The 13,670-nt window shown below is 65.9% G+C and carries 17 protein-coding genes; 16 read left to right on the plus strand and 1 reads right to left on the minus strand.

What is annotated here, in order from left to right; translation table 11 throughout:
- Positions 1–124: 124 nt before the first annotated feature.
- From ruvC to RBJ75_RS25240, 14 genes are all read left to right on the plus strand, one after another.
- Positions 125–652, plus strand: a complete 528-nt coding sequence (gene ruvC, locus RBJ75_RS25175; RefSeq protein WP_044419153.1) for a crossover junction endodeoxyribonuclease RuvC — start codon at positions 125–127, stop codon at positions 650–652.
- A 127-nt stretch (positions 653–779) separates the two neighbouring features.
- The gene (gene ruvA, locus RBJ75_RS25180) at positions 780–1,397 is read left to right on the plus strand and encodes a Holliday junction branch migration protein RuvA (protein ID WP_044418623.1); all 618 of its coding nucleotides are present in this window, start codon (positions 780–782) and stop codon (positions 1,395–1,397) included.
- A 223-nt stretch (positions 1,398–1,620) separates the two neighbouring features.
- On the plus strand, positions 1,621–2,664 hold the full coding sequence (gene ruvB / locus RBJ75_RS25185) for a Holliday junction branch migration DNA helicase RuvB (RefSeq protein ID WP_044413986.1): 1,044 nt from the start codon (positions 1,621–1,623) through the stop codon (positions 2,662–2,664).
- 37 nt (positions 2,665–2,701) lie between these two features.
- Positions 2,702–2,923, plus strand: coding sequence for a type II toxin-antitoxin system HicB family antitoxin (locus tag RBJ75_RS25190; protein WP_044413984.1), 222 nt, complete (start codon positions 2,702–2,704; stop codon positions 2,921–2,923).
- 101 nt (positions 2,924–3,024) lie between these two features.
- Entirely contained in the window at positions 3,025–3,231 is a 207-nt protein-coding gene (locus tag RBJ75_RS25195) for a type II toxin-antitoxin system VapB family antitoxin (protein WP_044413988.1), read from the plus strand.
- A complete protein-coding gene (locus RBJ75_RS25200) occupies positions 3,231–3,599 on the plus strand; it encodes a type II toxin-antitoxin system VapC family toxin (RefSeq protein ID WP_044413981.1) in 369 nt (122 codons plus the stop codon). Before RBJ75_RS25195 ends, RBJ75_RS25200 begins: the two co-directional genes overlap by 1 nt.
- A gap of 48 nt (positions 3,600–3,647) precedes the next feature.
- Complete coding sequence (gene ybgC, locus RBJ75_RS25205) at positions 3,648–4,046, plus strand: tol-pal system-associated acyl-CoA thioesterase (RefSeq protein ID WP_080901103.1); 399 nt, start codon at positions 3,648–3,650, stop codon at positions 4,044–4,046.
- A 112-nt stretch (positions 4,047–4,158) separates the two neighbouring features.
- Positions 4,159–5,472: an NAD(P)/FAD-dependent oxidoreductase gene (locus RBJ75_RS25210; RefSeq protein WP_044413975.1), complete on the plus strand. Its 1,314-nt coding sequence runs from the start codon at positions 4,159–4,161 to the stop codon at positions 5,470–5,472.
- A gap of 417 nt (positions 5,473–5,889) precedes the next feature.
- Complete coding sequence (locus tag RBJ75_RS25215; RefSeq protein ID WP_044418944.1) at positions 5,890–6,354, plus strand: DUF1348 family protein; 465 nt, start codon at positions 5,890–5,892, stop codon at positions 6,352–6,354.
- A gap of 249 nt (positions 6,355–6,603) precedes the next feature.
- A complete protein-coding gene (locus tag RBJ75_RS25220; RefSeq protein ID WP_044418950.1) occupies positions 6,604–7,152 on the plus strand; it encodes a TetR/AcrR family transcriptional regulator in 549 nt (182 codons plus the stop codon).
- A gap of 376 nt (positions 7,153–7,528) precedes the next feature.
- Positions 7,529–7,900 carry a YciI family protein gene (locus tag RBJ75_RS25225; protein WP_044418661.1) on the plus strand — a complete coding sequence of 124 codons (372 nt, stop codon included), beginning with the start codon at positions 7,529–7,531 and terminating at the stop codon, positions 7,898–7,900.
- Positions 7,897–9,171 (plus strand): RNA polymerase sigma factor, encoded by a 1,275-nt coding sequence (locus RBJ75_RS25230; protein ID WP_044418659.1) that lies wholly within the window; start codon positions 7,897–7,899, stop codon positions 9,169–9,171. The genes RBJ75_RS25225 and RBJ75_RS25230 overlap by 4 nt, the downstream gene beginning before the upstream one ends.
- A 179-nt stretch (positions 9,172–9,350) precedes the next feature.
- The gene (locus RBJ75_RS25235; RefSeq protein WP_044418657.1) at positions 9,351–9,884 is read left to right on the plus strand and encodes an SRPBCC family protein; all 534 of its coding nucleotides are present in this window, start codon (positions 9,351–9,353) and stop codon (positions 9,882–9,884) included.
- A 26-nt stretch (positions 9,885–9,910) separates the two neighbouring features.
- Positions 9,911–10,321 (plus strand): VOC family protein, encoded by a 411-nt coding sequence (locus tag RBJ75_RS25240; protein ID WP_044418655.1) that lies wholly within the window; start codon positions 9,911–9,913, stop codon positions 10,319–10,321.
- A 420-nt stretch (positions 10,322–10,741) separates the two neighbouring features.
- Here the strand turns inward: RBJ75_RS25240 and RBJ75_RS25245 are convergent, their stop codons facing one another.
- Positions 10,742–11,530: an SDR family NAD(P)-dependent oxidoreductase gene (locus RBJ75_RS25245; RefSeq protein ID WP_044405488.1), complete on the minus strand. Its 789-nt coding sequence runs from the start codon at positions 11,528–11,530 to the stop codon at positions 10,742–10,744.
- A 173-nt stretch (positions 11,531–11,703) separates the two neighbouring features.
- Here RBJ75_RS25245 and RBJ75_RS25250 point away from each other — a divergent pair, with 173 nt between their 5' ends.
- Entirely contained in the window at positions 11,704–11,880 is a 177-nt protein-coding gene (locus tag RBJ75_RS25250; protein ID WP_080900844.1) for a DUF2934 domain-containing protein, read from the plus strand.
- 1,118 nt (positions 11,881–12,998) lie between these two features.
- Positions 12,999–13,670, plus strand: a complete 672-nt coding sequence (locus tag RBJ75_RS25255; RefSeq protein WP_044409497.1) for a glutathione S-transferase family protein — start codon at positions 12,999–13,001, stop codon at positions 13,668–13,670.

A 13,670-nucleotide genomic window follows, 5' to 3' on the forward strand; every position in this document is an offset into this window, starting at 1 on the left:
GCTCAGCAGCGCACCACGCCGCTGCGCGGCGCGTTGCACTGCGTCCGGGGCACGAGGCGGCTTTAACAGTCAACTCCCGTTTGTTTCTGTTTCGTTCACTTTGCTGTGGCGTTATCGTCGCGCCATGACAGTTCCGCCGATTCGCATTCCCGTCCGTATTCTCGGCATCGATCCGGGCCTCCGCCGTACCGGCTGGGGCGTGATCGAGAGCGAGGGCAATCGGCTGGTGTTTATCGGCTGCGGCTCTGTGGAGCCGCCCAACAGCCTGCCGCTGGCCGAGCGGCTGCTGGCGATTCATCAGGGCCTGGCCCAAGTGCTGGCCGAGTTTCAGCCCGACGAGGCCGCGGTTGAGCAGACTTTCGTCAACAAGGACGGCGTCGCCACGCTGAAACTCGGGCAGGCGCGGGGCGTGGCGATGCTGGCGCCGGCGATGGTCGGGCTCAGCGTCGCCGAATATGCCCCCAACCAGGTCAAGAAAACCGTGGTCGGCGCCGGCCATGCCGACAAGGCGCAAATCCAGATGATGCTGAAAATCCTGCTGCCGAAGGCCGAGCCGAAATCCGCCGACGCCGCCGACGCGCTGGCCATCGCCATCACCCACGCCCATCATCGCGGCACCGCGCTGCTGCGGCTGAAGGTGGTGGGCGCATGAGCGGCGGCTGGCACGGCGCACTCCCTCCACCGCTTGCGGGGGAGGGCGGGGGTGGGGGAACGCCGCACCCGCATGACTCGCGGCTGCCCCCACCCCCGGCCCCTCCCCCGCAAGCGGGAGAGGGGAGATGATCGGCAAACTCAAAGGCGTGATCGATTCCTACGGCGAGGATTATGTGATCCTCGACGTCGGCGGCGTCGGCTATCAGGTGCATTGCTCGAGCCGCACGCTGCAGGCGCTGCCGCAGGCCGGCGGCGCCGCGGTGCTGTCGATCGAGACTTATGTGCGCGAGGATCAGATCAAGCTGTTCGGCTTTCGCAGCGATCACGAGCGCGAATGGTTTCGGCTGTTGCAGACGGTGCAGAGCGTCGGCGCCAAGGTGGCGCTGGCGGTGCTCTCGACCCTGCCGCCTTCCGACCTCGCCAATGCGATCGCGATGCGTGACAAGGCCGCGGTGGCGCGCACGCCGGGCGTCGGCGCCAAGGTCGCCGAGCGCATCGTCACCGAGCTGAAAGACAAGGTGCCGGCCTTCGCCGATGTCGATCCGGCGCTGGCGCAACTGAGCGGCGCGATCGATGACCAGCGCGCGCCGCGCCCGGTCACCGACGCGATCTCGGCGCTGGTCAATCTCGGCTATGGCGCGCCGCAGGCGTCCGCGGCCATCGCCGCGGCCGCGCGCAGCGCCGGCGAGGGGGCGGAGACCGCCCAGCTGATCAAGCTCGGGCTGAAGGAATTGTCGAAGTGACCGCGCGCAACGCGGTCATCCCGGAAGCCGCGCAGCTTCTATCCGGGATCCCGAGCCGCAGGCGATGCTTCGCGGCGGGCGCCTCCCTGCTCCCTCCCCCCCTTGCGGGGGAGGGTTGGGGTGGGGGAACGCCGCACCCGCGTGACTCGCGGCTCCCCCCACCCCCGACCCCTCCCCGCAAGGGGGAGGGGAGAACGCGCGCCCGGCGTGCTAGGCTCGCGCCATGACCCAGCCTTCCCGCATCGTCACCCCCGAGCGCCGCAGCGATGATGTCGGCGACACCGCGCTGCGCCCGCAGCTGCTCGCCGAATTCGTCGGCCAGCAGCAGGCCCGCGCCAATCTGCAGATCTTCATCGACGCCGCGCGCAAACGCGGCGAGGCGCTGGACCATGTGCTGTTCGTCGGCCCGCCCGGCCTCGGCAAGACCACGCTGGCGCAGATCGTGGCGCGCGAGCTCGGCGTCGGCTTTCGCGCCACCTCCGGACCCGTCATCGCCAAGGCCGGCGATCTCGCCGCATTACTGACCAATCTGGAAGATCGCGACGTGCTGTTCATCGACGAGATCCATCGCCTCAGTCCGGCAGTGGAAGAAGTGCTGTATCCGGCGATGGAGGATTTTCAGCTCGATCTGATCATCGGCGAAGGCCCCGCGGCGCGTTCGGTGAAGATCGAATTGTCGAAATTCACTTTGGTCGGCGCCACCACCCGCGCCGGCCTGTTGACCAATCCGCTGCGCGACCGCTTCGGCATTCCGGTGCGGTTGAATTTCTACACCATCGCGGAACTCGAAAGCATCGTCACCCGCGGCGCCCGGGTGCTGTCGATCGGCATCACCCCCGACGGCGCCAACGAGATCGCGCGCCGCGCCCGCGGCACGCCGCGCATTGCCGGCCGCCTGCTGCGCCGGGTGCGCGATTTCGCCTCCGCGGCCGACGCCAGCTCGATCGACCGCAACATTGCCGACCATGCGCTTAGTGCGCTGGAAGTCGACGCCGCTGGCCTCGACGCCATGGACCGCCGCTATCTGACGACGATCGCGATGAACTATGCCGGCGGCCCGGTCGGCGTTGAAACCATGGCGGCGGCACTGTCCGAGCCGCGCGACGCCATCGAGGACATCATCGAGCCGTTCCTGATCCAGTGCGGCTATCTGCAACGCACCCCGCGCGGCCGCCTGCTCACCAGCCACGCCTTCAAGCATCTCGGCCTCAACGAGCCCGCGCGCGACCCGGCGCAGATCGGGTTGTTCGGCGGCGAGGAGGAGTGATGGCGGCGGATTTGCTGGAGCAAATGCGAGGACAGCGATGAAGCTCGAATACGCAATTCGGATCGAACGGCTCGCCGATAGCGATGGCGGCGGCTATCTCGCCACCGCGCCGGAACTTCCCGGCTGCATGTCCGACGGCGCGACTCCTGAGGAGGCGCTGAAGAATGTCCAGGAGGCGATCATCTCCTGGATCGAGTCCGCCCGTGCCTGGCAGCAGGACATCCCCAAACCCGCCCCGCCGCTGGCGCGTGCGGTATAGGCCGCGCCGCGACCGGATCGCGCCACCCGTAGATCTGGCGCCGGCATGGATATCAGCATCGAATGATGCTATATTTGATGCGTGGAGCGGAGCCCGACAGCATGAGAACCACCATCGCGATCGACGACGAGCTGTTCGCCAAGGCGCAGGGATATGCCGGGGTTGAAGAGAAGTCGGCCGTCATCCGCACGGCGTTGCAGGCCTATGTGGAGCTGGAAGCGGGCCGACGGCTCGCTTTGATGGGCGGCTCGATGCCTGACGCGAAGGCACCGCCGCGCCGGCGTGCCCCCGATTTCACCAACGATTGATGCTTCTGGTCGATACATCGATTTGGATCGACCATTTCCGCAAGGGAAACCCGCGCCTCAGCGCAGGTCTGTTGCGGCGCCAGGTGCTGATTCATGCTTTCGTTCTCGGCGAGTTGGCGCTAGGCCGAGCCTTGCGTTTTGGCGAAATTATCACCGACCTGTCGGATTTGCCGAACGCCACAATTGCAGCGCCAGCCGAGGTGCTGCAGTTGATTTCGCGCGTGGAGCTTGCTGGCTCCGGTATCGGATATGTTGACGCCCACCTTGTTGCCTCGACACTTCTGACCCCTGATTGTCGGCTTTGGACGCGCGACAGGAAATTGCGAGCGGTGGCCGAGCGGTTATCGATCGCCGCACAAGTGGAGTGAAGTTTGACGAATTCTCTCGACGGCGCCATCCATGACGGTCGCCACCACATGCAGGTCCGGGTCTATTACGAGGACACCGATTTCTCCGGCATCGTCTACCATGCCAATTACCTGCGCTTCATGGAGCGCGGCCGCACCAATTATCTGCGGCTGCTCGGCGCGGCGCAAAGCGTGCTGTTCGGCGAGGCCGAAAGCGAGGCGCCGGGCTTCGCCTTCGTGGTCCGCGCCATGCAGCTCGACTTTCTCAAATCCGCCAAGATGGACGACGTGCTGGATATCATCACCCGCCCGGTCGAGGTGAAGGGCGCCTCGATCACCATGCATCAGGAGATCCGCCGCGACGACGTGCTGCTGATGCAGGCCAGCGTCAAGGTCGCCTTCGTCTCGGGCGGGCGGGCGCGGCCGATCCCGCTGCCTCTGCGCGTCGCCATGAAGGCGGATCAGTAGTGTTACGGGCGCTGGATCGGTACTTGCGTGCCGGAACCGCGCATAATCTTAACGGTCCCATCGGCTTTCGGTGCTACCTGTGGTCGGTCCCAGCGAGCATTGAAATCGAACCATGACAGACCAACAGCCCCACAGGATCGTCATCGTCGGCGGCGGCGCCGGCGGGTTGGAGCTTGCCACCGCGCTCGGCGACAAATTCGGCCGCGGCGACAAGGCGCGGATCACTTTGGTCGACCGCAGCCGCACCCATATCTGGAAGCCGCTGCTGCATTCGATCGCCGCCGGCTCGCTGCGGCGCTCGCAGCACGAGCTGAACTACATGGCGCAGGCGCATTGGCACCATTTCCATTATCGCCTCGGCGAGATGACCGGGCTCGACCGCGACGCCCGGACCATCAAGCTGGCGCCGGTGCAGGACGATGAGGGCCGCGAGGTCAGTCCCGAAGCCAGCATCGGCTTTGACACGCTGGTGATCGCGGTCGGCAGCGTCACCAATGATTTCGGCACCCCCGGCGCCAAGGAGTTCGCGGTGCCGCTGGAAACCCCGGAGCAGGCCAGCCGCTTCAACCGCCGCCTCGTCAATGCCTGTTTGCGCGCGCAGCACCAGTCCACCCCCGTCACGCCCGGCCAGCTCCATGTCGCCATCATCGGCGCCGGCGCCACCGGCACTGAGCTCGCCGCCGAGCTGCACCACACCGCCCGCGAAATCATCGCCTATGGGCTCGACAAGATCGATCCCGAGCACGATCTGAAGATCGTGCTGATCGAGGCCACGCCGCGAATCCTGCCGGCGCTGCCGGAGCGGATTTCGGCGGCGACGCTGGCGCTGCTGCAGGAGCTCGGCGTCGAGGTCCGCACCGGCGCGCGGGTTGCCGAGGTACTGGCCGATGGCGTTCGCCTGGCCGATGGCGAACTGATTCCGTCCGAACTGGTGGTGTGGTCGGCCGGCGTCAAGGCGCCGGATTTCCTGCATGAGATCGGCGGGCTGGAAACCAGCCGGATCAACCAGCTGGTGGTCAGGCAGACGCTGCAGACCAGCCGCGACGATGCCATCTTCGCGCTCGGCGATTGCGCCGCCTGCGCCCGGCCGGGCTTCGAGCAGAACATTCCGCCGCGCGCCCAGGCCGCGCATCAGCAGGCCGAATTCATGATCGCGCAGCTGTCGCGCCTGATCGAGGGCGAGCCGCTGCAGGACTTCGTCTACAAGGATTTCGGCTCGCTGGTGTCGCTCGGCAAATTCTCCACGGTCGGCAATCTGATGGGCTTCGTGGTCGGCCGCAGCTTCATGATCGAGGGCTATTTCGCCCGCTTCATGTATCGCTCGCTGTACAAGATGCACGAGGCCGCACTGCATGGCCGCGGCCGCACGCTGCTCGGCCTGTTCTCCTCCAGCGCCCGCCCGGCGCCGACGGTGAAACTGCATTGAACCACCTAGTCATTCCGGGGCGCGGACAGCGAAGCTGTGAGCGAACCCGGAATCTCGCGGTCGCGCGCCGCCACTCCGTTGCGCGATTCCGGGTTCGCTCGCCTGCCGACTCGCGCAGTTCTGTTTTTGATGGAATCGGGACTTGGCTTCGGAGCGCTCACAACAGGCACGGCCTCATGGTGAGGAGGCGCGAAGCGCCGTCTCGAACTATGCGCCGCAGACCATGCGGCTCCTCATCCTTCGAGACGCCCGGCTTTGCCGGGCTCCTCAGGATGAGGACTCAGTACCCTTGGGAACGACCAAATCCACTTCTATCAATCGATGAAGCGCTCTCGCGCCCTGGGATGACAACTGCAAACTTGACTCTCTGTACCGATCGGTACAATCTCCGCGTAGTTAAACGCCGGAGATCGCATCATGTCGCGCCCGCCATTGCCGCCATTCACCCGACAGACCGCCGCCCAAAAGGCGCGGATGGCCGAGGACGCCTGGAATTCCCGCGATCCGCAGCGGGTGTCGCTGGCCTATACGGAAGACAGTGTCTGGCGCAATCGCTCGGAGTTTCTCAAGGGCCGCCCGGCGATCGTCGAATTCCTCAGCCGCAAATGGGCCCGGGAGCACGACTACCGGCTGATCAAGGATCTGTGGGCGTTCGACGACAATCACATCGCGGTGCGCTTCCAATATGAATGGCACGACGGCGCCGGTAACTGGTTTCGCTCCTACGGTAACGAGCAATGGGAATTCGACGAGGCCGGGCTGATGCGCCGTCGCGAGGCCAGCATCAACGATGTCGCGATCACGGCCGCCGATCGCCGCTTCCATTGGCCCGCCGGGCCGCGCCCGGCCGATGTCGCGGGCCTCGCGGCCGAGCCGTTCTAGGCATTAGTGTGTGAGATGATGGCCTTGCCCCCGAGGACGCCGTCATTCCGGGGCGCGAGCCGTCAGGCGAGCGAATCCGGAATCTCGCTCAGCACTCCGCCTTGCCGCAAGATTGTGGATTCGCTCGCCCCATAGCGCGTCGAACACGCGCGCGCTGCGGGGCTCGCGCCCCGCAATGCCGGCCGCAGCCCGATGGGGCGTACCGCTGGCGCCACGAGCCAAGACACGAGCCAAGACTCGAGAGATGTCATGAGTGATCGCGCCAAATTGCTGCCGCTGCTCGGCGAGGTGTTTCGCGCCCACGGCTATGAGGGCGCCTCGCTGGCGCTGATTTCGCAGGCGACCGGGCTCGGCAAAGGCAGCCTGTATCACTGCTTTCCCGGCGGCAAGCAGCAGATGGCGGCCGAGGTGCTGGCCGAGATCGACGCCTGGTTCGAGGCCCGGATCTACGCGCCGCTGCGCGACGATGCCGATGCCGGGCGCGCGATCGCCGCTATGCTGAGCGGCGTCGACGGCTATTTCCGTTCCGGCCACCGGGTCTGCCTGGTCGGGGTGATCGCGCTCGGCCATGCCCGCGACATCTTCGCCGAGGCGGTGAATGGTTACTTTGCGCGATGGCATGACGCGCTGGTGGCGGCGCTGCGTCGCTGCGGCCACAGCGCCGCCATTGCGCGGCGGCGCAGCGAGGACGCGCTGCTGACGATCCAGGGCGCACTGGTGCTGGCGCGCGCCCGCGACGATGCGAAGATCTTCAGCCGCGCGCTGGCGGAGTTGAAGACGCGGCTGCTGGCGGCTTAGAGCGCTTCATCGATTGATAGAAGCGGATTTGGTCGTTCCCAAGGGGACTGAGTCCTCATCCTGAGGAGCCCGGCGTAGCGCGTAGCGCGAAGCCGGGCGTCTCGAAGGATGAGGAGCCGGATGGTCTGCGGCGCATGGTTCGAGACGGCGCTTCGCGCCTCCTCACCATGAGGCAGTGCCAGTTGTGAGCGCTCCCAAGCCCAGTCCTGATTCCATCAAAAACAGAACTGCTCGAGCCGCGCCGCGGCGATCGGATGAGCCCGCGCCGGCGGCCGGGTCGGCACGGATGATCCGCTCCTCGCGCTGACGATTTTTCCGCTATCCTGTCGGGATGACGCCGACCCGTTCGTCTTGCACACAGGGAGAACCGAACCTCATGCTCTATGCCATTCTTTGCTACCACGACGAGGACTTCGTCGGCTCCTGGAGCCGCGAGGAGGACGCCGCGGTGATGGAGAAGCTCGCAGTCGTGCATGGCAAGCTCGCCGCGGCCGGCCGGCTCGGGCCGGTGGCGCGGCTGCTGCCGACCACCGCGGCCACCACCTTGCGCAAGGACAGCGATCCGCCTTTGGTGCTCGACGGCCCGTTCGCCGAAACCAAGGAGCAACTGCTCGGCTTCTATGTGGTCGACTGCGCCGATCTCGACGCCGCGCTCGAGGTCGCGCGCGGCCTCGGCCGCGCCAATCCGGGCGGTGCTTACGAGATCCGCCCGATCGGCGTGTTCATGCCCGGCGGCGCCGTATCATGACCGATCTGGCCTGGATCGAAGCCGCGCTGACCGCGGCGCGGCCCCAGGCGATCGGCGCGCTGCTGCGGTACTTTCGCGACCTGGATACGGCCGAGGAGGCGTATCAGAATGCCTGCCTGCGGGCGCTGAAAGCCTGGCCGCAGCACGGCCCGCCGCGCGATCCGGCGGCATGGCTGATCCTGGTCGGCCGCAACGTCGCGATCGACGACATCCGCCGCCGCAACAAGCAGGCGCCGCTGCCGCCGGACGAGGCGATCTCCGATCTCGACGATGCCGAAGCCGAACTCGCCGAGCGGCTCGACGGCTCGCATTACCGCGACGACATCCTGCGGCTGTTGTTCGTCTGCTGCCATCCGGAGCTGCCGGCGACGCAGCAGATCGCGCTGGCGCTGCGGATCGTCTGCGGCCTCACGGTGCAACAGATCGCCCGCGCCTTTCTGGTGTCCGGCGCCGCGATGGAGCAGCGCATCACCCGCGCCAAGGCGCGGATCTCCGGCTCCGGCGCGCGGTTCGAGACTCCGTCCGCGCCGGAACGCGCCGAGCGGCTGGCCGCAGTGGCGGCGATGATCTATCTGATCTTCAACGAGGGCTATTCCGCCTCCGGCGACCGCGCCGAGGATCGCGCGCCGCTGTGCGAGGAGGCGATTCGCCTCGCCCGGCTGCTGTTGCGGCTGTTTCCCGCCGAGCCGGAGATCATGGGGCTGACCGCCCTGATGCTGCTGCAGCACGCCCGCGCGGCGGCGCGCTTCGACGCCAACGGCGCCATCGTGCTGCTCGACGATCAGGATCGCGCGCGGTGGAATCAGTCCTTGATCGCCGAGGGGCTGGCACTGATCGACAAGGCGATGCGGCACCGGCGTCCCGGCGCCTATCAGATCCAGGCGGCGATCGCCGCGCTTCACGCGCGCGCCGCAACGCCGGAGGCGACCGACTGGGCGCAGATCGAGCTGCTATACGGTTCGCTGGAAATCCTGCAGCCGTCGCCGGTGATCACGCTGAACCGCGCGGTGGCGGTGGCGAAACTGCGCGGCGCCGAAGCCGCGCTACAGATGATCGCGCCGCTGGAGCCGCGGCTTGCGAATTATTTCCACTTCTTCGGCGTGCGCGGCGCGCTGCTGATGCAGCTCGGCCGCCGCGACGACGCCCGCATCGCCTTCGACCGCGCCATCGCGCTGGCCCATAGCAGCGCCGAGGCTGCCCATATCCGGATGCATCTGGATCGCCTGATCGGCGACAGTGCGGCCGCGCCCGACCGTCAGACGTCGCCATGACGCGTCGGCGCCTGGCGCTTTCCCGCGGGCAGGCGGGGGCCACTAGCCCGTTGGCCGCCGCGACCGCAGCCGGCCTGCTGCCATCCATCTCGATCTGCCCCACGACTGCCCGAAGGTTCAACTGCGATGACCCTGGAGATGTGGAAGGATCACCTTCGCCATCGTCACGGAGCCGCAGCATGCTGAAAACCATTTCCTTCCTTGTCGCCTTGTTCGCGCTGGCGATTGCCATCGTGCTCGGGCTGGCGCTCAGCAAGCCGGACAAATTTCGCGTCGAGCGAAAAATCACCATCAACGCGCCGCCGGCCGAGATCCTGCCGCTGATCAACGATCTGCACCGCTGGCGCGGCTGGTCGCCCTATGAGACCAAGGATCTGGCGATGACCCGCACTTATTCCGGCGCCCCAAGCGGCAAGGGCGCGATCTATCAATGGTCCGGCAATAAATATGTCGGGTCCGGCCGGATGGAGATCATCGACAGCACGCCGACCAGGATCGTGCTCAAGCTGGATTTCATCGCCCCGTTCGAGAGCCACAACATCTGCGAATTCACGCTGCGCCCGCAAGGCGACGCCACCGAGGTGACCTGGTCGATGCACGGTCCGACGCCGCTGCTGTCGAAGGTGATGCAGGTGTTCCTCGATATGGACCGGATGATCGGCGATGATTTCGCCGGCGGGCTTGCGAGGCTGAAGGCGATCGCCGAAAGATAGCCGGTCGACAACCCACGGAGCCATCGATGCAGGTTAATCCCTATCTGTTCTTCAACGGCAATTGCCAGGCCGCGTTCAAATTCTACCAGATGGTGCTGGGCGCCCACATCGAGGATATGCTGACCTGGGCCGACGCGCCGGCCGACGTCACCGTGGCGGCGGACCAGAAGGCCAAGATCATGCATGCGCGGCTGACGATCGACGGCGAGGTGCTGATGGGCGGCGACGCCCCTCCCGGCCGTTATCATCCGCCGCAGGGCTTTGCGGTGTCGCTGCTGGTGCCGAACCCGGCCGACGCCGAGCGCCGCTTCAAGGCCCTGGCCGAAGGCGGCAGCGTCACCATGCCGCTCGGGCCGACCTTCTATTCCAAAGCCTTCGGCATGTGCGTCGACCGCTTCGGCATCCCCTGGATGGTCAACAGCCCGCTGGAGGATTGAGCGCCATCCCCGGCCACCGTGTCCCGGGCGCGGCGCAGCGCGCAGCGCTGCTCCGCAGAACCGGGACCCCGGTTGAACGGCGCCTCCACCGGGCCCCCGGATCAGCAGCGCACCACGCCGCCAGAGCGGCTCGCTGCGCAGCATCCGGGGCACGATCGACATATGGGTCGACCGCTTCGGCTTTCCCTGGATGGTCAACCCTTGCGGGGAGGGCAATCGCCTATGGATTTTCGCCGGCGATTACATCGCAGCTCTTCACCCTCCCCTGGAGGGGGAGGGTCGGCTTGGAGCGCGCGAAGCGCGGTGCAAGCCGGGGTGGGGTGAGCCGCACGCACGGCGGATGACATCTTCGCCACCCCACCCCGCTCGCTGCGCGAGCGACCCTCCCCCTCCAGGGGAGGGTGATCCGCAGCCCCCGAACTATCCGTTGCGGCGTTGCCCGCGCAGCGTCGGCAGGCCGATGCCGGCGGCGTCGAAGCCGCCATCGACGGCGAGGATCTGGCCGGTGATGTAGCTGGCCTGGTCGCTGCACAAAAAATACACCGCGTCGGCCAATTCGTCCTCGAGCCCATAGCGCGCCAGCGGAATGGCGTCGCGATAATCGGCGCGGATCTCGTCGGAATGCACCGCCTTGGCCATCGCGGTATCGACCGGGCCGGGGGCTATGCCATTGACGCGGATGCCGAGCGAAGCCAGTTCCACCGCGCATTGCTTGGTCAGATGCCCGAGCCCGGCCTTGCTGGAGCCATAGGCCACCCGCAGCGTCGAGGCCCGCAGCGACGAGATCGAGGTGATGTTGACGATGGCGCCGCCGCCGCTATCGCGCATCAGCGGCACCGCGGCCTGGATCAGCTTGAATGGGCCGGTCAGATTGACGTCCATCACCCGTTGCCATTCGGCATGGCTGGTTTCCATCAGCGGCTTGAACACCGCCACGCCGGCATTGTTGACCAGCGCGTCGAGCCGGCCAAAACGCTCGGCGATCGCCCCGATCTCGCTGGCGTCCGCGCCGACCTCGGCGACGTCGCAATGCAGTGCCATCGTGCGTTCCGGCTGCGCCAGATCGGCGATCGCCGTGCGCAGACCCACGTCATCATTGTCGAGCAGCGCCACCCGCCAGCCTTCGCCGAGAAAACGCCTGGCCACGGCGAAGCCGATGCCGCGCGCGGCTCCGGTCACCAATGCGACTTTGTCGGGGGAGGAGGTCATGCTGCGTCCTGTGGTGAATCACATTGATGTGGCTTGCCGGATGCGTTCGGTAACACAAACCGGCGCGCAACCGAACCGGCGTGGCGGTGCGGCCGACGCCGCGCGGAACGAGTCACTGACATCAGGATTACATGATCCCGCGATATGAATTGCGGGATCATGGGAGACATTCGATGGACGATGCAATGCAACAGCGGATCGCGCACCGTGCCCGCGAGATATGGGAAATGAGCGGCCGCCCGGAAGGCCGCGACGAGGAATTCTGGTTGAAGGCCGAACAGGAAGTCCGCGGCGAAGCCGAGACCTACGAAAAAATTTCCGCCGATCCGACGGTCGAAACCAACAGCTAGTCTGCCGAGTGCGCTGTTGCGGCGAAGCAATCCTTGCCTTTCGTCGCTGGATGGTTTCGCGATCGGTCGGCGCTGCGCGCCAGCCTGAGAGTTTTAGAGTTAAAGTCCGACCGAAAGAAGCCAGTCACATCGCGCTGGATTTCGTCATTGCGAGTCGAGGACGGCGCAGTGCGCCGTCCGAGCGCGAAGCAATCCAGGGGCGCCAAGCGAGGACTGGATTGCTTCGTCGCAACAGCTCCTCGCAATGACGGCCTCGAAGGCCTCGTTTGTGATCGCTTTGGGTCAGGCTCTCAGCTCGCAACGAGGAAGTCTAATTGATCGGCAAATGTTCGGTTGGATTTTAATTTTGTTGGATTTTGAAATTTTCTTGGATTTTGAAAGAAGTCATGATTGCGGCCCTTCGCGAAGCGGGTTGATCATCGCCGCTTCGCGGTCATCGCACATAGAAGACCAGCCCGGCGATCACCAGCATTGCCGCCAACGCCAACATATGCGCCATCGCCTGCGAGGCGAGCTGTTTGGTGGAGGCAACCTGTTTGGTGGCATCCTTCATTCGATTCTCCTCGAAATTCGCAATGGACCGGATCTGTCCGATTCCGGCGCGCCCTGGTCGCTGGTCTGATCGTTTCGTCCCCGATCAATCAGCTGATGATTGCGCCGGATCGCGCGCGACGCGGATCCGAACAGCGCAAGTCCCACCTCGCAATCTTGCATCATTCGGGCGAAAAATACAATGCGACGACGGATTGCGGCTTAGTTGCAAGTGGTTGGCGTGCGCGCGAATCGCGGCGCCCGGACGTACCGCAATGCAATGCGACGACGCGATGCAGCAACGGCGATATCGCGTCGTCGCAATGCCTCACGCGGACGCGCGAAATTCACCGCATGCCAACGACGCGTGGTCTGGCGTCGCATCGCAACGCTGCTGTCAGCGCCCCTGCAAGGCGCGGTGGCCGATGGTCGTTTGCGTTGCAGCCTTGGTCTGCCCAGAGGCGCGACGCGTAGCTCGTCGATGAACGCCGCCCAAGGCTTGCGGCGCATTCCGGACCGACGACGTTGTGCTTGCGGGAACGAAGCAATATCGACAATGATCGGGGCTCGCCGATAGGAGATCGTCGATGTCGTTGCAGCTCTATTATCACCCGCTGTCGTCGTTCTGTTGGAAGGTGCTGATCGCGTTGTACGAGACCGATACGCCGTTCACACCGATATTGGTCGATCTCGGCAATCCGACTGAACGCGCGGCGCTGCGCGCGTTGTGGCCGATCGGCAAATTCCCCGTGCTGCGCGACGACGCCCGCGATGTCGTGCTGCCGGAATCCAGTATTATCATCGAATATCTGGCAACGCATTATCCGGGTCGCGTACCGCTGATCCCCACCGAGACCGATCCGGCGCTGCGCACCAGGCTGCGCGACCGCAGCCTCGATCTCTACGTTCATCTGCCGATGCAGAAGATCACCGGCGATCGGCTGCGGCCGCCTGTGAGCCGGGACGCCCATGGTGTCGGTGAGGCGCGGACGCAGATGCGGACGGCGCTCGACATGTTCGAAGCCGAGACAAGCGATGGCGGTTGGGGCATCGGCGAGGCGTTCAGCCTGGCCGATTGCGCTGCGGCGCCGGCGCTGTTCTATGCCGACAAGGTGCTGCCGTTCCGCGCCACCCATCCGAAACTCGCAGCCTATCTCGATCGCCTGATGGCGCGGCCGTCCTTTGCGCGGGTGCTCGAAGAGGCGCAGCCGTATTTTCATCTGTTCCCGGAGGAGCCGGCCGCTTCCGAGGCGTCATAA

The organism is Rhodopseudomonas sp. BAL398, from assembly GCF_033001325.1.
GTDB lineage: Bacteria > Pseudomonadota > Alphaproteobacteria > Rhizobiales > Xanthobacteraceae > JARJEH01.